The sequence below is a fragment of the Anaplasma platys genome (assembly GCF_012790675.1).
GTDB classification, from domain to species: Bacteria; Pseudomonadota; Alphaproteobacteria; order Rickettsiales; family Anaplasmataceae; genus Anaplasma; species Anaplasma platys.
In genome coordinates this window covers 438,258-461,397 of sequence record NZ_CP046391.1, presented here as the reverse complement: position 1 = coordinate 461,397, position 23,140 = coordinate 438,258, and the positions used below count along the sequence as shown (strand labels likewise).

Here is a 23,140-nt window from a genome sequence, read left to right as displayed (position 1 = left end):
TCTTATCACGGCACCGCGGCTAACGCTTCCTTCAGAAACATAGCACCCAATCACAGCGCCTCCCTTTCCAGAAGAAAATACCTGCCGCACCGACAATAAGCCAACCTGTATCTCCTGCACTATAGGTTTAAGCTTTCCTGATACCATGCTCTTAACATCATCAACCAGGTCATATATCACCTGATAGTGCCGTACATCCACGCTCTTATGCTTCAACAAATCTCTAGCAGAAGCATCGACCTTGACGTTAAAGGCCAGAATCACCGCGGAAGATACTTCAGCCAACAACACATCTGATCTAGTGACATCCCCTATTTCTTTATGCAGAATATTGAACTTCACCTCCTCGTGTTCTATTTGAGCTACCGCATAAGACACAGCCTCCATGGACCCTATAACATCAGATTTGAGGATAATGTTCACTTCCTCGATCTTGTTATCCATAGTTGGCAAAATAGGCATCGTAGGACCAGTAGCAATACTCTTCTCACGCACAGAATTCACTTCTGCCTTATGCCACAACAAATCACGCGCCTGTTTTTCCGAAGGCATGACAACAAAAGTATCACCAGCCTTGGGTACGCTACTCAACCCCAAAATCCTCACGGGCGTCGCCGGCAAAGCCCGCGTCACAACCCTATCGTCATCGTCGAACATGTTGCGGACTTTACCGTAAGAGTCACCAGCAACTACCACATCACCCTTACTAAGCGTTCCCCTTTGCACTATCACAGTGGCAACAACACCACAACCCCTATCAACCCGCGCTTCTATTACCACACCCTGGGCCCTACACTCCACCGGGGCCTTCAACTCCAGCATTTCCGCAACCAAGAGTATGGTCGATTTCAACCTATCTAGATTCTCACCACTCTTTGCCGAAACCGGAACAATCATCACATCGCCCCCGAGATCCTCAGGAATCACCCCGTACTGTAGCAAGTCATTAGTGATTTTCCCTACATTGGCGTCACTTTTGTCTATTTTATTGACTGCCACCACCATAGCTACACCAGCAGCCTTAACATGGTTAATGGACTCAATAGTCTGCGGCATTATCCCATCGTCAGCCGCGACTACCAGAACTACGATGTCGGTTACATTAGCCCCACGAGCCCGCATGTCCGCGAACGCCTCATGACCCGGCGTGTCCAAAAAAGTAATTTTCTTGCCATCCACATCTATCTGGTATGCACCCATGTGCTGAGTGATGCCCCTAACTTCTTTCTCCGCCACATTAGATTTACGCAGCACATCGAGCAACGACGTCTTTCCATGGTCAACATGCCCCATGACAGTAACCACCGGAGGCCTTGGCTCCGCGACAAAATCACCCTCACAGACGTCAGTAAGCTCCTGCACCAACTTAATCTTGCTGACAACCTTGGGCCGATGACCGAACTCAATAGCGATGTCACGGGCCAAATTGATATCCAGTTCCGTATCCAACTTTGATTCCATACCCACATGCGCGAGCATGCGCAACACATCCTGCGCCTTCTCGGCCATAGCCAGTGCCAGCCCCCGAACATCCATGTGATCAGTAATAGTCACCTCCCGAGATATCCTGCGCTCATTGCTCGAACTCTTCCCGCGGCGCTTACTATAAGACGAAGCCCTCGTAACATACTTATCTTCCAGCCCACTGAGAGCACTCTCGATATCAGACTTCAAGTGTTTACTTGAAACCCTAGCGGATACAGCCTTCTTAACGCCACCGCCTTCCTTTTCCTTATGTTTCGTAGTCGAACCGTAAGCGTGCTTTTTATCTCTGTCATAATGACGGCCCTTGGAAAACTGAGTTCCCGCAGCGGCTTCCGCTGCCCCGCCAGGCACTGCACCATCAGCCTCAACCACTGGCTCCCGCGATTCGACAGAAGAGACACCCTCCGTAGCGACCTCAGCACCAGCAGCTTCCTTCTTCTCTTCTTCTCTTTTAGCTGAAATTTCCCTTTCCTTAGCGCTAACGCTATCCGCCATATTTATGGCATTAATCCTAAAGAGCTGCTCTTGCGCAGTCAACCCATCAGCTCCCTTGCTGGCAACCCCGGATTTCTTTTTATCGTTCCAAGAAGTATACCCCTCCCTGCCCAACAAAGACTCTCCTACTTTTTTATTCTTACTCCTGACCTCAACGGTCATGAACGGTCTGCCCTGGGAAGAAGTTCTAGTCAAGGAAAGTGGCGCCTTAAGCTTGTCTTCAAGCTTTAGAGTCAAACGCCTCCGTTCACCTGAAGCATTGCACTCCATACCTACCTTTTCCTCATCACTCATCTGCTGCACCTAGAAAAACTAAACCCACCCAACCCGCTTACGTGACTCCAGGATTATGGAATCCACCTGCTCTTTACTTAACCTAACCTTTGGGATAATATCATAAAATTCGTCAGTACACAGTGAAGCGATATCCTCTACACTCCTTATACCACTATTGCATAACTTTACAATATCCTCGACTTCTAAAAACGGGAGTTGCATGACTTCTTCACTAACCGTCATCTTTTCAAGAGCCTCTACGGCTTCCCGACGGCGTCGCTCCAGGCATTCCGCTGCCCTCGCCTTCAGCTCACGAGCTATCTCCTCGTTAAACCCATCTACCGCAGCTATATCGCTAACCTCGGCTCGATCCAAATCCTCAATACTGGAGAAACCCTCACTTACTAAAAGCTGCCCAATGATTTCCTCAACATCCAAATCATCCACAAATATCTTAGCACCTGAACTAAGCTCCTTAGCTTTCCTGGTAGACTCTGTCTCATCACCAATAACATCAATACCCCAGCCAACCAACTCCGAAGCAAGCCTGATATTTTGACCATACCTACCAATCGCCAAGCTGACCTGACTTTCTGGTACTACAAGCTCTATCCTTTCCACATCCTCGTCAATGATAACCTTAACAGCCTCTGCTGGAGCTATAGCACTCACAACGAACTTCGCCAAATCAGGCGAATAAGGTACCACATCTATCTTCTCACCATGGAGTTCCGAAACTATGTTCTGTATACGCACACCACGCGCACCAATACACGCTCCCACCGGATCAATGTTCTTATCCGAAGAGAAAACCGCTACCTTCGACCTAGAACCAGCATCCCTGGCCAGAGCTTTGATACTGACAACCCCGTCATATACCTCCGGAATCTCTTGCTTAAAAAGAAGCTCCATGAACCTCTTACTAACGCGAGACAAGAAGATTTGCGGCCCCGAAGTTTCACGGCGCACATCTTCAACATGAGCTTTTATCCTGTCATTTGGCCTAAATACTTCCCCCCTAATGGTGCTATATAAGGGCAAGTAGCCCTCGCTACCATTTAGGTCAACTACAATGTTATTGTATTCTACCCTTTTAACGACACCATACACCAAGTCACCAACACGCTCTTTGAACTCCTCATATTGCCTCTTGCGTTCCTGCATCATGATCAGCTGCGCAACCTTTTGCTTGGCAAGCTTAGCGGAATTGTAATCAACATCAAGCGGTGGCAAAGGTTCCATGAGTATGTCGCCAACCTGAGTACCCACATCATCAACCCGCGCATCAGAAACACGCACCAACTTGTACTTATTAACTTCCTCTTCCGGAATGCCAAATTGCTCATAATCAAGCGACAGATCATCGTTCACGACCAGCGCCTGCCGCGCAATCGATATAACCCCCGTTTTTCTGTCTATGGAAACTTTGATTTTACAATCCCCATACTTGCCGTGACTGACAACTTCAAGTGCCTGCTCTATAGCCTCGACTACCACCCCTAGATCAAGACCCCTCTGCTCTGCAACGTCCCTAGCAACCCTGATGAGTTCGAGATTGTCAAAATTATACAAATTCACCATAAAACCCCTTGCACGAGTAGAAAACGTCTATTACACACATTGCTGACAGAAGCGGTGCTCCATACTAGTCCACCACGGTGATTCTACTGCTGATACCAACTTGAGTCAAGAAGTTTATCCGCACCATAGCCCATAAACCACTCTTGCCACCAGTGCCAATTATGAGGAAAAGACGTAGATGTTACTATTGCCTCCCCCATCGAACTTCCACCGCTTTTAAAGGTGATAATAGACTCTAGAACAACCCTATCCTCACATGCGCACAACCGCATAAAACAGATGCTGCACAGAAAAACCCTGTTTTACAACGCATTAAAGCCCAATTTCATTGATTTTCCACAACTGATCAAGCCTGCTGATATGATTCAGCAAGCGCTGCTACCATCGAAAAAACAACTTATGCAAACTTATCAACCTACTCGCTGTCAATTTTATCACAGTTTTTATCATGCTCCCCACTGCACATTAAAACGGCAGGGGTAAACATAAGGGTAATTATGGTTGCACACAACAGCCCTACAGCTGTGGTAGTTGACAATTCAAACCATAACTGACTCGATGGTGAATCATATAACACTCTCCGACCTATGAAATCGACACTTACTCTCATAACCATAGGGAGCAGGCCTAATACCCCGGTAATTACCGTCAAAAATATGGGGCGAAGTCGAGAAACTGCAGACTTTATTATCGCCTCACGCTTGTTCCTAGCACTGGCAAAATTAGCTCGGTAAGCGTCTATTAGCAGTATATTGTTGTTGACCACAACACCGGCAAGAACTATCACACCTATACCGCCCATCACGATGCCGAACACCTTATACGTCAACAAAAAGCCCAAGAATACACATGTAGTGGATAAAAACACTGCTGATGCTACCACTGCCACATAGTAGAAACTGTTGAACTCACACATGAGGAGCAACACAATCATTAATGTAACTAGGAAGAACGCTCTGAGAAGGAACGATTGTGACTCGCTTTGTTCCTGCATATCTCCAAAGAAATCCAGATCAACGTCTTTATATATACTCTTGGCAAAAATCTCCTTAATATGATCTACCCCATCACCAAGCGAATATCCTGGAAGCATATAGGAAGAAATAGTGACGGCCCTATACCCGTCAACACGCCTGACAACACCTTCATCAGGCCTAGCACTTCTCCTAACAAACGTCGAAACTGGCACCTTGCCAGCTTGTGTATTAATGGTGAAATTATCTATATTCTTCAGAGACCTTCGATCCTGACTAAAGCGCGCAATTATATCAATCTCATCAGCAGAACCCTTGGGATGGTACTTACCTACCAATAATCCATCGGTCAACATGCTGACATAGCTCCCAATGGTAGAGATATCAACACCTGAAGCAAGTGCCTTCTTTCTATCGACCTCCAAAACCCACTCCGCGCCTCTCCCTTCATTATCGCTGGAAACCCCGGTGAAACCCTCTGATTCGGCCATAGAGTCTCTCAGGAAAAGCGCTGCAGCCTCAAGAGCATTAGTATCTTTGGAACGCAAAGTCACAACCATGGGCTTGCCTCTGCTGGGCTTCATGGAATTATATTCAACATCAAGAAATACACCCTTCACATCCCGGAGTAGATCTGAGACATGCGAAAGAATCTTGGAGGCCTTTTCCCTGGCATACCAAGGAATAAACTCTAAGCTCACTACACCTATGTTTCCCTCCCCATCTCCACTTGCAGACGTAGTGTGGACGTATTTTACTCCTTCTACGCCATTGATTCTTTCCTCAATCTCACTGAGCAATCTATTTTTTTCCCGCGTTGATTGATTGTTATCACTCTTCACCTTAATAATGGCTCTGTCTGGCTCAACATCCGGAAAAAATTCCACCCCCGGCCCAAAAACAAAGTAAGTAATGGTAGCTGTAATTAACACTCCCGATACTAGGAATACAAATTTCCTCGGATGGTCGAGTACCTTTTCGAGAACATTGGCATAGAACCTGGTAACTTTACTCATCTTTTCAACACTGAAGTCTTCTATCGCTCTCACCTCAGCTATTTCTTTCTCCGTTTCTGCGGAACCCCTTCCAAATATTGAACCAAGCACTGGAATAAAAATCAGCGCTGTGATCCACGAACCCACCAACGTCGATATCGAAACTACCGGGATGTATTCCATGAAGCCTCCCATAAATCCCGGCCAAAAGAGCAGAGGAACAAATACCGCAAGTCTTGTACATGTAGAAGTCGCTATAGGCCAAAACATCACGGAGGCAGCCTCTCTGTATGCTGCCATTCTTTCCATTCCGTAGGCCATTTTCCGATCTGCATATTCGCTAACTACTATGGCATCATCTACCAACATACCGATCACCATTATCAGCGTGAAGAGAATCACGATGTTAAGAGTGTATCCCATAAGGTATATGACAATTATCCCCACACATGCTGACACCGGGATGGCCATTCCCACCAATAGCGCCATCCTCAGCCCCATAAAGACCATCATCAGCACCAACACCAGGATAACGGAGAACAATAAAGTGTTTTCCAGTTCATGGAGGATAGTCTCCACCTCCTGTGACTGATCCTGCAAAAACTCAATTGAGACTCCCGGAGGAATTAGCGAACTCTTCTTTTCGAGGATAATCCTGATTTTTTTCACCAAGTCGGTGACGCTGCTTCCTGTTCTTTTAGAAATTTGCAACACAGCGGCCGGCTTACCGTTAACCCGAGAAAATGTTCGTGTATTTTTTTCCACCAGCTTAACATCCGCCACATCACTGACGGTCACAAACTCGCTTCCCTTAGACTTAAGCACCAAATCTAAAATCTTTTGTCTGCTGTCTAATTCGCTGCTTAGCTTAATTTTGTGCATGCCCATATCAGTTTCAAGCACACTGTAAGGAACGAAAGGATAACTCCTACGCAGGGCATCAATCATATGCGAAATTTGTATGCCATAGCGATCAAGCCGCTCCGGAGAAAATCTAATCTCTACCACCTCCTCACGCAAGCCAGATGCCTCAACGCTTAGCACGTCACTCAAAGCTTCAATGTGTGACTTAAGTTCCTTAGCAATTTTGGTAAGCAACGTTGTCTGCACATCCCCAACGACCGCCAAGCTAACTACTGGCAGTAGACCTAAGTCTATTTCCTCAGCAAAAAGCGTGGTTGTTTCTCTGGGTAACTTAGGCCTAACTGTGTCCAGCCTTGCCTTAACATCTTCCATGGCCACACGCATGTCTGAATCATGGTCGAACTCCAAAATTACAATCACTCTACCATCACTAACATTTGACGCTATCTTCTTGATTCCAGAAACTGATCTAACTTCTTTCTCTATTGGCTTTGCTAACAACTTTTCAACCAATTCTCCTCGCATCCCTTCGATCTCAGAAACAACTGAAATAACAGGAATTTTGATAGTCGGGGTTCTTTCCCTAGAGAGCATGACGTAGGAACATGCCCCGTACATCAAAAGAGATATCAATAAAAATAAGGTGAATCTGTTCCTTTGCAGGAAAAAATCCAAAACAGCATTCATATATCCCCTCCCTTGAAGGATGTTTCGTTATAACTGTACGGTACCAGCTATTACTCAGAACCACGCTATAAACATGGCACCCAACACCATGCCAACGATATTGTTACCCTCTCATCATAATTAGGATAATAGCATATGCCACCAGAAACTTCGCTATACATAAAACACAACCGCTCCTCCCCACAAGGTTACTCAGAGTAGACGGCAGCCGCTAGCTCAAAAACTTTGAACTTTATCCGTAAGGCGATAGTTTTAGCGTTTCATTTGCAATTTCATTGTGGCTGCTGCGTAGAATTCCCTCTTTCCCGCACACACACTATGAAACAATTAACTCAACGTGTTTGGCTTTTCTTTTCGATGTATCTGCACGCCACTATAGATGCCTCGTATAGTAACAACATAGGAATAGCCAAACCTATCTGGCTCAACACATCAGGAGGAGTCAATACGGCAGCAATGATGAATATAACAACGATCGCTACTCTTCTTTTGTTTGCCAAGCTGCGCGAAGATATTATGCCAACTCGCGCCAGCAGAGTCAGAATCACTGGCAACTGAAATGCCAAACCAAAGGCAAACATCAACTGCAACACCAGATCCAAATATTCACTAACCGACGGCATAAATTCTATTGGCACCCCGACGGATGCATCTCTATTTTCGAACTTGATGAAGAACTTCCATGCCAATGGAAATATGTAGTAATATACCCCAGCAGCTCCCAAAGCAAAAAGAACTGGGGCCGCTATAAGATACGGAAGCAGAACCCTCCTCTCTGACTTGTATAAACCAGGGGCAAGAAATCTATAAAACTGAAAAGCAAACATGGGAAAGGATAAAAAAAGCGCCGCCATGGCTCCCACGCGCAAATATACGAAAAATGCCTCTGTGAGATCAGTATAAATAAGTGAAAAATCCTCATGGTCCCCTTCCAGCTCAACCAAGGGAATCAGCAAAAACTCATATATTTCTTCGGATAACAAGTAACAAACAACGAACATGCCCATGAAGAACAACACGGAAATAAGTACCCTAGCACGCAGTTCCTTCAAGTGCCTCGTTATCGACATTACGCCCTTTTCCATCTACCGCTAACCCGCGAAACGATAAGTGCTAACTAACAAGGTACCACCTGACAGCAGTTAGCGCTGTAATAAGATACTCTCCTCCGACAAAATTTGTACTACTTGCATAAAATAAAAACGTGCGCGCTTCAGCTATATCTTCTTACGACATATGATTCTATGATCTCTAAAAACTTTTCAAGTACGTCATCGCCTCGAATGGTACATGACTTGTTCCCATCTTCATAAACAACAGCGACTTCCCTTTCCCCATTTCCTGGCATGCTGAGACCCAAATTTGCGTGCTTGCTCTCTCCTGGTCCGTTAACCACACACCCCATAACCGCGACAGACATGTTTACGACTCCGGGATACTTCACCTTCCAAACCTGCATTTGGGACTCTATATACTCGTTAACACCGCGAACCAGCTTTTGAAAAATAGGGAAGTTAGTGCGGTTACATCCCGGACATGAAACAGTCTGTGCAGAGAAAAATCTTAGCCCCAACGCTTGTAAAATCTCTTTACATACCCTTACTTCCTGCGTCCTCTCTTCTCTAGTATACGAAGTCAGTGAAACCCTTATAGTATCTCCAATGCCTAGAAGCAGCAAATGTCCAATAGCAGCCGTGCTATTGACAATACCCCGAAGACCGGCCCCCGCCTCAGTGAGCCCCAAATGCAACGCATATTTGCTAGATTTTGCCAGTGCCAAGTACGTAGCAATTAAATCACTAACCCTACTCACCTTGCAGGAGACAACTATCTTATTCGGCGAAAGACCAAGATTTTCTGCAAGCTTTGCGCTCTCAAGTGCTGAGAGAACCAAAGCTTTCCTTTGAACAACACTTGAGTCTTCTGGCACCGGCAATGCAGCATTCTCGTCCATCAGCCTGGCAACCAAGGTCTTATCTAGACTGCCCCAGTTTACACCTATTCTGATAGGCATATCGTGTTTTGCAGCAAACTCTATAACGTCCTCAAAGCTCTTATCTCTTTTGTCACCAAACCCAATATTTCCGGGATTAATTCTAATTTTCCCCAAAGCTGCGGCACAAGTTGGATAATCACGCAGAAGCCTGGCCACCTCATACTGCCCACAACCAACTATCATTTTCTCATCGAAACCATACTTCACTAGCTGGTCGACAACGTCAGGGATCACCTTAATAGATTCATCGGAGTTTATTGCGACCCTGACCAACTCTGATCCCTCTCTGGCCAACGCTAAGATCTCGTTCATGTCTTGGTTGAAATCTCCGGTCCCGCCCAGCGCCATAGATTGTACAACTACCGGATTACCCCCGCCTATGACAACTCTGCCAATCCTTACAGCATAACTAATCCTGGGAACAACTCGCGGATCGCGAACGTCTAAAACACTATCTTCACATAAACTCATTGGCAGAATCCAAGAAATAACTACACAAACAAATATAGCTCACAGTGTCCAAAAAAGTGGTTGCCTGTTTCAGGCCTCAGCTCTGAAAGTAACTGCCACTTTCCCGATTAAGCGCTGTAATAATAGCACACTTAGCCACATTAATTGCAGCCACGTATAATACGCCATACTACAAGATCACAAGTTCGACTGCTAGAATGAAAAAACGGGAACTTCAACCAGCGACAAGCAGCGAAAACCCAAGCCCCCTAGTGGCAAGGGACGACCACAACCAATTTGATCACCACTCAACAAACCTATCGCATCCTCGACAACTTTTCTTCCCATCGCTGCCGAGCTACTAAAAACCATACCAGGCGTAAACGTTCATATAGGACTTGTTATCCTTACGCCCTGGGTCTTGAAAGCTAGTCCATTCTTCGCTCTCATCCGAAGAATCCTCTGCTGCTTCCTCTTCAGCAATGAACTCTTCTACATCTCCATAGGGGATCCATGGACCAGCTTTTTCTGAATCCTTTGGATGCTCAGCGGAGATATCTTCTCCTAATTCGGGTAGACCACGCTGTTTAACATTACTCTCGCTACCCATTTCCTTATTTAGCCCCATAACACCAGCGCCGCCAATATCGCGACGCGGAGCCTCTTTATCATAATTCCCGTACTTTTCTTTAGATTCTTCCCGAGGGAAGGCAACACCCATGGGATAAGTAAAATCATCGCCCAGCGCTTTAGCCCCGCTATAGTCAGGAAGTTCACTTTCCATATTCGTGATAAAGCCTTCTGTCATCAAGCCATCATGTGGCTCATCAATAACTTCCACAGTGTCGTCACTCTTTCCCTCAGCAGTCATTACTTCGACACTTTCTTCTTTTACATCATCCACATTCGGAGACGGAGCAACAGCGACTTTTTCCTCTTCCGGCGCCTCAACCTGCTCATCACTAAAATCAGGACCTACTATCTCTCCAACTTCCCATCTCGCTATTGTCTCTTTACGCTCCTCTTCAAAACTTTCCCAGTTATCAGCGCCGTCGCCATTATCTGGCGAAACAGGCTCTTTCTCTGATGGCACAGTACTATCACAATCTAGGTCGCGCTCTGCATCATCCTTATTACGGTCACACCCGTGGGATTTTTCGCATTCACATTCGCGATGCTTTCCATGATCGCATTCATGCTTTGCACTACCAACTGCATCATGCACGTCGCCAGGCTTGGTAACCATTCCTCCACCTTCAGAATGCTTATGCGATGGCCTTCCTACCCCATCGTGTTTGCGCTCCACAGCAACTCCTTTGCCGCATTTGCAACCAGGAGCTCCTTCGCATGCACAACCTACCTGCCCTAACCCACTGGCATCAACCAGAGAAACTTTTTTACACTCACATCCTCGTAGCTTTTCACAACCACATTCAACTTCTTCCAGACCGCGAGAAACGTGGCTTGTAACGTTCTTTTTGCACTCACAGTTACCAGGGTTTTCACAATTACATCCCTGCCCAACCACTACATCAGCACCCGTAGCTTCAGACCCTGCAGCTGCTCCTGAACCACTTTCCACGGGTCCTTGAGATGATTCTTTATTGGCACGCTCATACGCTGACGCACTCCCCCAGCTGCAATCGCAACCATTTTTTGCATCATGCTTATGCCTTACTCCACCCTCACCACATTCACAACCTAAGCCACCAGACCCTACTGCTCCAATGCTGTGAGTTTCAAACTGCGGAAATCCGCTTTCACGCTCAACATATTGCGGCGAAACATTAGCACTTGCAGACATTTCCTGCCGTTCAGTATGCCCAGCCCCTTTTGCAACGTCGTCCTTATCCAACATAATGTCTATAAATCTAGCCCCTGGCAGCGCAGAAAGGTCAATCCCATCTTTGTTTACCATCCCCCCGTTGTTATTCCTAGACACATCGCGAGTCACAGCCCCAAACTCACGGAGCTTTTTCATGATCCACGATCTTTTCTCTTCACTAACCTTAGGACATCCAAGCTCGCATCCTGGATCCGAACCTCTTTTTTTGCGAGCCTTCTCTCTTAAAACATCATGTCTTCGTTGTTCATAAACCTCATAGGACTGCGCAAAGCTCTCATCTTCGTCGAAAAGTACCCCTCCTGGATTAAAAACGGGAATGTAATTTTTACCTATCTCCAAGGCATGCCTACTCCAGCAGGAAGAAAGAAGTAACAAGACAAACAGAAAACTTATTCTTGACATTTAACTCACCGATGAAGCTTACAAAAACTACTCATCTTGAAGGTGGGCACAAGGACAGACAGAAAATTATAAGCAGATTGCATCTGCCACACCCGATCCCGCAAGACAATAACATCACTAGAATCTAATACAACATTTATCGCCAATAGGACTCTATCATGATAAAAATGCTCCGTACAGCCCCGATTAAATTAACACAGTTTTAAGGAACCTATTGCTTTTTCGGCGGCCTTCCGGACCCATAGATCGTACTCTATTACGTCACTCAAAGACCTTATTTCGCAATGTGAAATCGTGTTCATCACCTTCACAATCACCTTGGAAATTTCAAGAAAAGAAATACCCCCCAACAAAAACACTTCAACTGCAACTTCATTAGCTGCATTAAATGCTATCCCAGCAGCATGGCTGTTTTTGTGCTTCAAGACGTCAAAACCCCATTTAAACAGCGGAAACCTGTCGAGATCCGGAGTCAAAAACGTCAACCGACCGTGCGTCACAAGGTCTAGCCCATTTTCATAGATCTCCTTCCTTTCTGGCCAATATAGAGCATGAAGTATGGGAATGCTCATATCAGGCGGCGACATCAACGCTATAGATTCCCCATCCGCATGTGATACCAAAGCGTGCACTACGGACTCCGGATGGACAACGACATCAATCTTGTCGCAACTTAGAGAAAACAGGTAGCTTGCCTCAATTACTTCTAGCGCTTTGTTAGCCATGGTAGCACTATCAACTGAAATCTTCTTTCCCATCTTCCACACCGGGTGCGCCAAGGCATCATCAAGGGTAGCATTTTTCATCTGCTCCTTTGTCCACTTCAGAAATGGCCCTCCCGAAGACGTTATCGTCACTTTTTCTGGACTCACCCCATAAGACAAAAGTCTGAAAACCGCATTGTGCTCAGAATCTACTGGAACTATATTAACACCACGGCTTTTTGCAGCCTTCATCAGGAGACTTCCACCGCAAACCAAGCTCTCCTTACTCGCCAACGCAATATAACTCACCCCTGCATCGATGAGCCCCATCGTGGGTTCTAGTGACGCAATGCCAGTAATGGCCATGAGCGCACAATCTACCGACCGCACCCCCGCAGCTTCAATAACGGCATCTCGACCAGCCAATACCTTTATCCCCGTACCGCTCAGAGCATCTATTAACGCCCGGTAACACCTATCATCAGCAATTACCGCCATTTTCGCGTCAAGTAACTTCGCCTGCGAGGCCAAAAGCTGAACACTATCTCTCGCTACCAAAGCTTCAACCTTGAAATCTGCAGGGTTTCTATGCAGAATCTGCACGGCCTTTTGTCCAATAAACCCCGTAGATCCAAAAACTGAAACTCTCTTCACGTCGCTCAACTCGCATATTATCACGCACACAGAAACGTAGAAAACACAAAAGACCGCAGCTAGAGCTACAAATTACCTAAAAGGCATCAAAGTGATCTCGATAAAACACCATGATCACACTCAGCACCACAGAAACAAGTGCAACCACATACAGACCTACGCTTCCGATGATGGCTGGAACATCATCTCTCGCTTCATCGAAATAGACTACCTTTGCTATGCGGAAGCAATAATAGCATGGTATTATGCTGGTAATACTCAAAAATATTATGCATACAAATATGTGCAAATTGCCGGCACTTAGAGAAGCTACGGATTTTAAAATAGCGTACTTGGCAAAAAACCCAGAAAACGGTGGCAGCCCCGAAGAAGCCAACATCGAGGAAACCAGCATGAGAGACATTATTGGATATTTAGCGGAAATACCCGCCATGCTGGGAATCTCAAATCCCTCGTCGTCATACATAAGCACAATAGAGAAAATCCACATGTTAATCAGGACGTAAGTTACCGTGTAGTAGAGCAACGCATTAAAAGTTGCATTATTCCCCGCTAGGGCAGCAATAACAAATCCTATATGCCCAATATTTGCGTATGCCAATAGTCGCTTTATATTTTTCTGCTGCATCGCACCAAATTCTCCCACAACCATCGATGATATTGCCAATAGCACCATCACCCACTGGTATGTAAACAAAGAAGTATCGAGCGCCCTAGTGACCCTGGTAACTGTCAAGATCAACGCCGTTTTTGTCACTATAGTGAAAAACATAACAGCAACAGTGGAGGCTCCTTGGTAAGTATCTGGCAGCCACATATGAAACGGCACCGCAGCAAGCTTGAATAACACACCCACTAGGACCAAAGCGCATCCAAACGCCTCTCCCATTGACCCTTCCCCAGCTAGCACTTTGGCCAGCACTGAGAATTCAAAACTGGAGGAATAACCGTACACAAAGGAAATACCATAGAGCATCAAGCAAGACGATATCGCACCTAGAATGAAGAATTTTATGGCGGCTTCCGATGCCTTCCTAGAACTCCGGTTGAAACACACAAGTATGTAAGAGGCAAAGCCTATGAGCTCAAACGATAGGTAAAACGATAAAAAATGATCTGCCTGCACAATACAAACTGACCCCAAAGTGGCCAGAAGCATCAAAACGGAAAACTCGTACCTATACGACCTATTTGCAAAAAAGAACAATAAAAACGCGGCTAACCCCGTCAGCAGAACGATTACACGTGATAGATACACATGCCCCGTTCTCGCTATCATCCCATTGAATAGTGAAACAGCATCACCAGAAAACTGTGCAAGCTCTGCAGCTGCAACCCCGGAGGCAGAGCCAACAAAGAGCACAGCAAGCCCGCGGACCCATCTCTCACCTATGGCCATTCCAGCAATCAACAAAGCTAGAGAGGCACCCAGCATAGTGAGCTCCGGTATCACATATGCCAAATCTTTAAAGTACATGCGTCACTCTCAAGCTAACCGGATTTTGTACAACGACAGCAAAACATCACCAACCCAGGGTTTCAAAAAAGAAATAACCAAAGAAGGAAATATACCCAAGAGAATCACCAAAACCGCAAGAGAACCAAGCACTACTAATTCCCACACGTTTATATCGCTTTTCCCAACAAAAGCACCTTCAGGCGCACTTCCCCATACCACCTCACGACACAGACGTAACATATATGCCGCACTTAACACAGCTCCAACAGCAAAACACACTACCGTGAATTTAAATGCCTGGAAGATCCCCAAAATAGACAAAAACTCACCTATAAAACCCGATGTCCCTGGCAAACCAGCGGAAGCCATGCTGAAAAATATCATCATCAAAGAAAGCCTTGGCATTGCGGATGCCAGCCCCCCACATTTTTCCATCTCCATGGTACCGGTTCTGCGGTATATTATACCGACACACAAAAATAACGCTGCAGATATGAGGCCATGACTCACCATTTGAAAGACTGCACCTATTATACCGCTCTCATTTAGAGAAAATATTCCAGCAGAAACAAAACTCATGTGCGCTATTGAAGAATAAGCAACCAGCGCCTTCATGTTTTTTTGTGAGTACGCAATCAGGGATGAATAAACCAATGAAATAGCGCTGAGAAAGATTACAAACTTTGAAAGTTCAAAACTCACAGCAGGCAGGCCACCCAGGCAAAATCTAATGAATCCGTATCCACCCATTTTGATCAGCAGACCGGCCAACAGCACAGATCCCAAAGTCGGAGCCTGCACGTGAGCCTTAGGTAACCAAGTGTGACATGGAACCATCGGGAGCTTGACAGCAAAAGCAAAAAAACACGCCGTCCATAACGCAACACGGAACGCAAACGGGATTGCTTCATAAACATGTATGTCTGAATAAAAAGAGTCAAACACCCCCAGGGAAAAAATCTTCGAGTATACGATAGCTACAAGAAACAATAAAGAAGCCGTGGCCGTATATATAAGGAACTTAAATGCCGCGCCTATGCGGTCGCCGTGCCCCCAAAACCCTATGATAAAAAACATCGGGATAAGCGATGCTTCAAAAAACGCGTAAAACAGAACTGAAGAGTCTACAATAAACACACACAAGACAAACGCTTCTAGCAAAGCTAAAAGTGCAAAAAACGAATGCTCTTTTTCTTTCTCTATGCCACAAGCATCACTAAAGACACCACTAATCGCAACCAAGAAGAACAAAAAGGTAGTCAGGCTAACCATAAGTAGCGAAAGCCTGTCCAGCTTGAACTCAAAACCTGAAACGCCCGATACAAAGAGCTCTCCCTCGACGCCCATTCCGTTTGAAAAGTTGAGTAAAACACCCACGCTAACAATAAACGCCGCGGCAGTAGCTGCGATGAACACAGAGCCCTTAAGGCTAGAAGGAAACCCCCTCAGGAAAGAAAGTGCAGACGCCCCTGCTACGGGAATAAGGATCAATAAAGGTATCACCGTGTTTTAAAACCATACACCACCAACAGCACAGCAGCCACCGCTCCAAGCAGCATAACAAGAGCGTAACCCACCACACGCCCGCTCTGAACCCTGACACTATGTCTGGCACAGGTTCTGACCACCCCAGTAATACCATCTAGGAAGAAATAATCAATCACTTTTTGATCTGCAATCACCCAAAACACCTCGGCTATTTTGCTCATTGGCAAGACAAAAACACGTTGGTAAATCTCGTCGAAGTAAAACTTCTTTATCAGAACATTCTTCAGAGCTCCCGGAACCAAATTACCCAATTTTTTTGTATGATGCAGGTAATACAAAAACATCCCTATAATCCCCATAGCTGCCGGAATCAACTCTATCACATGGCTGACCTCCTCGTGCTCACCGATACGCAAACTACCTGCCCAAAACTCTTCGCCCGTAATTCCAAAAAGGTTCTTGAATGCCATGCCGGAAAATATCGCCCCCACCGCAAGCACTAACAGAGGCAACAGCATTATCTTTCCCGATTCATGAATCGAGTCAATCCTCTTGGAATAAGGATTATGGAACACTTTTATCATCAATCTGCACGAGTATGCAGCAGTAAGACATGCTACTACGTTGGTAACCACAAAGCCAACACAGTGACCGTAGCTACTCTCGATTATTAAGTCTTTCGAGTAATATCCTGCCAGGGGAAACACACCCATTAGCGCAAGAGATCCTACCCACATCAGCGCATACGTAAAAGGTACATCACGCCAACAATTATTACTCATATGCTCTATTCTTTGTTCCCCATGGTTCGAGTGGATCACATTACCAGCTAACAGGAATAACAAAGATTTAAAAAACGCATGTGTTAGCAGGTGAAACATAGCCAAATGGTAACTAGACGTGCCGCAAGCAACAAACATATACCCGAGCTGGCTGCAGGTTGAATAGGCAACTATCTTCTTGATGTCCTCTTGAACTATAGCTACCAGCGCCGCAACTAGACAAGTAGCAAGTCCAACCGTCAGTATCACCTCTCGAGCTAAAGGAGAAAGCTCAAACACCATGTAACTACGAGCCACCAAGAAAACCCCAGCAGTGACCATAGTAGCAGCATGAATAAGGGCCGAAGCCGGAGTAGGACCCTCCATGGCATCTGGCAACCACACATGTAATCCCAGCTGCGCTGATTTCCCCATACACCCTAAAAACAGCAAAATTCCTGCCAGGTCGATTACATCAACTTCCACACCCATGAGCTCAACAGTGCCTAAATTGCCACCTTCCGAGATTTTTGCAAATATCTCGTCGAAATTTAGGGTATGAAATGCATAAAAAACTACTAGTATCCCGCAGAGGAAAAACAAATCACCAACTCTATTCACCACAAAGGCCTTCATTGCGGCTTTTGTAGCTGTATCCTTGTGAAACCAAAACCCTATAAGGAGATAGGAGCACAACCCCACTCCTTCCCAACCGAAAAATAGCTGCATAAAGTTTCCACTGGTTATCAGCACCATCATGAAAAACGTGAACAGGGAGAGATATGACAAGAAGCGCACCGCTCCCTTGTCATGGTGCATGTATCCAATAGAGTAAATATGGACAATCAGCGATACTGTGGTCACCACGATCATCATCAAAGTGGTCAGCTTATCAATGTATACGGACCAATGTACCGATACGCCGCCCACTTCGAGCCAAGAAACTATGTCTATTTCGTAGTGCTGCTTGGAAAACGTAAAGAAATACCAAGACAGCGCCGTCGAGAGCCCTATACAGAGACAAGCCACAACGTGCGAAATGTGCTCTTTACGCTTAAGTAATTGCCCCAATAACGCTCCTATAAGCGGTAGCGTAACACACAAAAACTCTAAACTGAACATAACAGCTACTTACTAAAAGTGAACCCATGCAAGTCCATAACGCACGCCTAAATCAATCCCATAGAGTGTTTCATCACATCTTGAGCAAGCTCGCTTCATCAAGGTCTATATTTCCCACATTGCGGAAATGAGCCAACATGATGGCCAGCCCTATTGCAGACTCCGCTGCGGCTACAGTCAGCACAAATACCACAAAAATCTGCCCTTGCACATCTCCACTAAATGAAGAAAATGCCGCAAAGTTTATATTTACACCCAGCAACATGAGTTCTAGAGACAGCAAAACACTTATGACGCTCTTGCGGTTAATAACCACGCCACAGATACCGATCACGAACAATACAGCCGCCAAAATGAGAAAGTGATTTACTGTCACCCCAGCGCTTACTAAAAACTCCACGTTCTGCCTCCTATGAGATCACACGCACCATCGATGACATTAGTCGGTATCACTAACACCCCTGCCAACCTCAGGAGACACCAATCGCACCCTTGAAGATCGACTTACCTGTACACCCACGTCTTGCTTCAAAGACTTTGACGTACCAAAACGCAATGTTAACACCAGAGTCCCTACAGCAGCTACTAGAAGTAAAACACCCGATATCTGAAACGCGTAGAAGTACTCCGTGTACATCTGCGACCCAATTAGAAAAATGTTACTATCCATCGAGCTCCCCTTTACACCGGCACTATTTATGAAATCTGCTTTGGTAACCAAAACTGCATACACTGCACAGCAAAAGAATATCGCACCGAGACCAACTCCTATAGGGTAGTACCTCACTAATCCATGAGCAGACTTCACTCGATCCAGATCTAGCATCATCACAACAAATAGGAACAATACCGCCACTGCGCCGACATACACAATAACCAGCAGCATAGCTACAAGCTCCGCGCCTAACATGACAAACAGCGCACTAGAAACGAAAAAAGTCAAAATAAGAGCGAACACCGAGTGAACCGGATTCGACGAGGCTACAACGGCCCCAGCGGCAACAACGACTACCCCTGCAAAGAGGAAAAATAAAAAACCTACCATCGACCTGGCGCAAAGCCTAACACCGCCTGAATATAGCATAATGGCAGTGGTTAGCAAACCAAATTGACTCACAACCTCCAGCAAAACTTAACTCACGTTCGCCAACACCCTGAGCACAAACTAGCGATGGCCTTTAAGCATGCACATCACTTTAAAAATGGCTTTAACGGTACCCCACTCGGGTACCACCTACCAGTCTAGTAGCACATCATATGTGGCGTAGTTGCAACGGAATTTAGCATTTATCATCCAATGTCAGCTGCACCTCATCACCAACAATTTGAAACACAGCAACATAAATGTCTATTCGCACTAAGTTTGTCTCTACACAATAGTAAGAACTATTAGCCCTGCGCAAAATCACAAAACGCAAAATGATCTTAAATCGCTTATAGAAGGAGTATTATTTACTAAATCTGAAAATCAGATTGCACTAGTTAGTTAGCTATCTTAAACCGTATAATGAAGTAATCAGCCCCTTTAGCGAGCGGGGGTTGCTATAATGACAACAAAAATTACCACAAGGCCACTCCCGTTAGGGTACCTGTTTACCCCCCCCCAACACTCAGGTATAAAAAACCAATAAATTGATTATATTTCGCAAAGTTTTCATGGTTAATAATACGCTTTTATAACCGCCACAGGTATGGCAATGAGCAAATAAACTAAAAGCTTTCGATGGCGCCGCATTATTCTTCGCGAACCTATGTGATAAAAGATGTTTTTACAATGAGCTATTAACAGGAAGATTGCACCTATCCCCCAGATGCAATGCGCCTGTGACGCTGTGATGACCTGATTCTCTCAACAACCATCGACCGAAAATGCCTAAATAGGCCTTGGATTGGCCATACTGCTGCATCTGCAAGAGCGCAAATGGTGTGCCCTTCGATCTGTGATGCCACATCTAGTAGCTTGTCTATCTCATCCTCTTCAGCAGTGCCATCAACTATTTTTCGCATCAGTCGCCACATCCAACCCGTCCCTTCACGACATGGGCTACACTGCCCGCAAGATTCATGCATATAAAAAGCAGCCAGCCTCTCTATTGCCTCTACAAGATCGGTGGATTTGTCCATTACTATCAAGCCTGCAGTACCCAAACCTGACTTAGCGGCTCTTAAAGCATCAAAATCCATAGTTATTTCATCGCATATATGCTTAGGCAACATTGGAACCGAAGAGCCTCCTGGAATAACTGCTAACAGGTTATCCCACCCTCCTATAACGCCGCCTGCGTGCTTCTCTATGAGCTCCCTCATGGGGATCCCCAACTCTTCTTCCACATTACATGGCTTGTTGACGTGACCTGATATACAAAAAATCTTCGTCCCTGTGTTATTGGGGATACCTAGAGAGGAAAACCAGCTCGCCCCTCTACGCAAAATATCTCCCACAGTAGCAATGGTCTCGACATTATTGATGGTAGTTGGCGCACCATAAAGACCCACAGCTGCTGGAAAGGGCGGCTTAAGACGCGGCATACCCTTGCGTCCCTCAATAGATTCCATCTGGGCACTTTCTTCACCGCAAATATATGCCCCCGCTCCCCTGTGTATGTAAACATCGAGATCATAACCAGATTTGCAGGCATTCTTTCCGAGCAAGCCTTGCTCATAAGCCTCTTCTAGAGCCTTCTGTAGAACCGTGTATTCGTTATAAAACTCTCCTCTTATGTATATATAAGAGGCGGTAACTCCCATAGCGAACCCCGCCAGAAGGATACCTTCAAGAATCTTATGGGGATCATACCTGATTATGTCCCTATCTTTGCAGGTTCCTGGCTCTGACTCATCGGCATTCACTATCAGGTACGCTTTCGAACCCTCAGGCAGGTTCTTGGGCATAAAGCTCCACTTCAACCCTGTAGAAAAGCCTGCACCACCTCTGCCACGCAGGCCAGAATCTTTCACTTCTTGAATAATCCTCCCTCGCCCCAGATCAAGAAGCTCCTTGGTATTGCTCCACGCACCGCGCTTCCTGGCAGCTTCCAAATAAGGGCTTTCCCTACCTGCAAGATTAGTAAATATAGCGTCTTCTTCTCTCACGCCCTCTCCCACAAGACAACGACAACACTACCCATATAACTAAGAGCTTAGGTTTTTAAATTATAAACAGCTAGAAAAAACTTCTTATACCAACCCTGGATGCAAGTTCCTTAACACAGAACTGCCAATTATATCCAACTCGCAATACCTCATCCAATTCCTTAATCACATCAGTCCCCCGCTCTTTTACTATATGCTCAACATACGTAAAAACTTGCTTCCACAACTCGTCAGAAAACATACTGTTCTTCCTTGTATCTAACAGGCTATCCTGTAGGGACTCATCTTTTTTCAATGATCTGTACAGACCACTCTGGAGGTCAATGACTTGTTCCACGCTGCCATAACGCATATCATAGATGCGATAAAAACCACCTCTGCCGCCGGCACCATAAAGCCCGTCTGAAATCATTCCTTGAACTATACCCGGCAAATTGCACCGTACCTGATGCAATAAATCATCCTTGCCTAAAACCCCCACTAGCGCTTCCAGACCCGCTATAAATTTATCGAGCCCCAATGCATCCAACACCTTAAAGGCACCTAAGCAGACTCCTGTATCTTCATTGGAAACCAAACGATCTGCTACCTCTACCATCATACCAGTGCGCAACGCCGAAATTGCACAAGTTCCCGCCCAAAAATAGCCAAACCTGTCAAAGAGATTACTACCAATTGAGGTCCGTAGCATACTTATTAAGCAAGAGAAGTTTTTCTGGACAAGGCGGAAACATGGCTCCACGCTTTCCGCATAGAGGATGCACTCAAACGTTGGCCTATGTTGGTAAAACGAGGGAAATGAAACACCCGCGACCCTGCTCGCCAAAGAACCTGACATTCCCTCATGTATTTCACCGTATTGCGCGCTAGTCATGCCATAAGATAACAGAAGCATCTTCCCATTCTTGACCGCCGGGCTATTATAAAACGCAGCTTTGCTCGCACCCTCGGGAATGAGCTCTAGCACACAACACGCATCTCCTATATCACAGAAACCACCGTTAAAACTTCGGATTTCCACCTGTGCTCCTGGGGGCATAGCCCTCCCCTCTTCGCAGTACACCAGGACATCGATTCCAACATCTACACAACGCTGTATAAGGGACTTATGAGAAAGAGTAGGATCCACCACAGCCAATATTTTATTAAGCAAGGACCCTCCCAACACTTGTTAAAAAAAGGCACCTAGGAGATCTAGAGAACCCACCTAAGCACCGAACTCGTCCTTAATTTTTTGCACTACATCCTCAGAAGGGTTTTCCCCCCATCCCGAATATAGAATCTCCCCGTAGAGTGCTACGTCCATAGAGCCACTCTTGCTCCTAGCGAGAAACATTTCTCTCTTGTGCTTATCCACAAGAACATAGTGCCATGCAGGCCTTCCCTTGTCCTTTCCCCGAACCAAAAACAAGCAATCCAACCTGCTTTTCTTAGTAGCCTTTGCAAAACCCTCGCTTCCTGCTCTTGTGGTTCTCAAAACGCTCTTATCCTCACGATAAGAAGCCGGCTTTTCATTTTTTCCAAGAAGCTTGGAGAATACCTTACTCCCCGCTGAGGGAGCCCCAGACCCCTCCTCTTCACTCTTCTTAGCCGACACACTACCCTTGCTGAACCTAGAAGCAAACCCTTTATCGCCACTGGAGAAACCACCCTGATCCGTCATAGCGTAAACCCCTAAAAGTACAATAATCCAGCGAAACAGCAACTTTCGCCGAGTGTAGCACGTGACAAACGCCAGTTCAACAGTATTCCGGCATAACCTTCGCTCACATTTTCACAGCAGCACGGAATTCTCTACCCCCTCTAGA

At 45.8% G+C, this 23,140-nt stretch carries 16 protein-coding genes; all 16 read right to left on the bottom strand.

Going from position 1 to position 23,140, the window contains the following annotated elements:
• The coding region (gene infB / locus ANPL_RS01915) for a translation initiation factor IF-2 (RefSeq protein ID WP_169193114.1) at positions 1-2,274 on the bottom strand (2,274 nt) is incomplete at its 3' end.
• 18 nt (positions 2,275-2,292) lie between these two features.
• Positions 2,293-3,837, bottom strand: a complete 1,545-nt coding sequence (gene nusA / locus ANPL_RS01910; RefSeq protein WP_169193113.1) for a transcription termination factor NusA — start codon at positions 3,835-3,837, stop codon at positions 2,293-2,295.
• Between the two features lie 415 nt (positions 3,838-4,252).
• Positions 4,253-7,357 carry an efflux RND transporter permease subunit gene (locus tag ANPL_RS01905; RefSeq protein WP_169193112.1) on the bottom strand — a complete coding sequence of 1,035 codons (3,105 nt, stop codon included), beginning with the start codon at positions 7,355-7,357 and terminating at the stop codon, positions 4,253-4,255.
• Between the two features lie 332 nt (positions 7,358-7,689).
• Positions 7,690-8,442: a twin-arginine translocase subunit TatC gene (gene tatC / locus ANPL_RS01900; protein WP_169193111.1), complete on the bottom strand. Its 753-nt coding sequence runs from the start codon at positions 8,440-8,442 to the stop codon at positions 7,690-7,692.
• A 128-nt stretch (positions 8,443-8,570) separates the two neighbouring features.
• Positions 8,571-9,824, bottom strand: coding sequence for a flavodoxin-dependent (E)-4-hydroxy-3-methylbut-2-enyl-diphosphate synthase (gene ispG, locus ANPL_RS01895; protein ID WP_169193110.1), 1,254 nt, complete (start codon positions 9,822-9,824; stop codon positions 8,571-8,573).
• Positions 9,825-10,016: 192 nt separating this feature from the next.
• Positions 10,017-10,151, bottom strand: a complete 135-nt coding sequence (locus ANPL_RS04815) for a hypothetical protein (RefSeq protein ID WP_272899048.1) — start codon at positions 10,149-10,151, stop codon at positions 10,017-10,019.
• A 13-nt stretch (positions 10,152-10,164) separates the two neighbouring features.
• Positions 10,165-12,051: a TRP75-related protein gene (locus ANPL_RS01885; protein ID WP_169193108.1), complete on the bottom strand. Its 1,887-nt coding sequence runs from the start codon at positions 12,049-12,051 to the stop codon at positions 10,165-10,167.
• 191 nt (positions 12,052-12,242) lie between these two features.
• Entirely contained in the window at positions 12,243-13,409 is a 1,167-nt protein-coding gene (gene dxr / locus ANPL_RS01880; RefSeq protein ID WP_169193107.1) for a 1-deoxy-D-xylulose-5-phosphate reductoisomerase, read from the bottom strand.
• A gap of 76 nt (positions 13,410-13,485) precedes the next feature.
• On the bottom strand, positions 13,486-14,886 hold the full coding sequence (locus ANPL_RS01875) for an NADH-quinone oxidoreductase subunit N (RefSeq protein WP_169193106.1): 1,401 nt from the start codon (positions 14,884-14,886) through the stop codon (positions 13,486-13,488).
• Positions 14,887-14,895: 9 nt separating this feature from the next.
• Positions 14,896-16,371, bottom strand: coding sequence for a complex I subunit 4 family protein (locus ANPL_RS01870; RefSeq protein ID WP_169193105.1), 1,476 nt, complete (start codon positions 16,369-16,371; stop codon positions 14,896-14,898).
• Positions 16,368-18,239, bottom strand: coding sequence for an NADH-quinone oxidoreductase subunit L (gene nuoL, locus ANPL_RS01865; RefSeq protein WP_169193104.1), 1,872 nt, complete (start codon positions 18,237-18,239; stop codon positions 16,368-16,370). Before nuoL ends, ANPL_RS01870 begins: the two co-directional genes overlap by 4 nt.
• 73 nt (positions 18,240-18,312) lie before the next feature.
• Complete coding sequence (gene nuoK, locus ANPL_RS01860) at positions 18,313-18,639, bottom strand: NADH-quinone oxidoreductase subunit NuoK (protein WP_169193103.1); 327 nt, start codon at positions 18,637-18,639, stop codon at positions 18,313-18,315.
• 39 nt (positions 18,640-18,678) lie between these two features.
• A complete protein-coding gene (locus ANPL_RS01855; protein WP_236822875.1) occupies positions 18,679-19,356 on the bottom strand; it encodes an NADH-quinone oxidoreductase subunit J in 678 nt (225 codons plus the stop codon).
• Positions 19,357-20,039: 683 nt separating this feature from the next.
• Positions 20,040-21,332 (bottom strand): NADH-quinone oxidoreductase subunit NuoF, encoded by a 1,293-nt coding sequence (gene nuoF / locus ANPL_RS01850; protein WP_169193102.1) that lies wholly within the window; start codon positions 21,330-21,332, stop codon positions 20,040-20,042.
• Positions 21,333-21,402: 70 nt separating this feature from the next.
• Positions 21,403-22,485, bottom strand: a complete 1,083-nt coding sequence (locus ANPL_RS01845) for a hypothetical protein (protein ID WP_169193101.1) — start codon at positions 22,483-22,485, stop codon at positions 21,403-21,405.
• 54 nt (positions 22,486-22,539) lie between these two features.
• Positions 22,540-22,995 carry a hypothetical protein gene (locus ANPL_RS01840; RefSeq protein ID WP_169193100.1) on the bottom strand — a complete coding sequence of 152 codons (456 nt, stop codon included), beginning with the start codon at positions 22,993-22,995 and terminating at the stop codon, positions 22,540-22,542.
• Positions 22,996-23,140 lie beyond the last annotated feature (145 nt).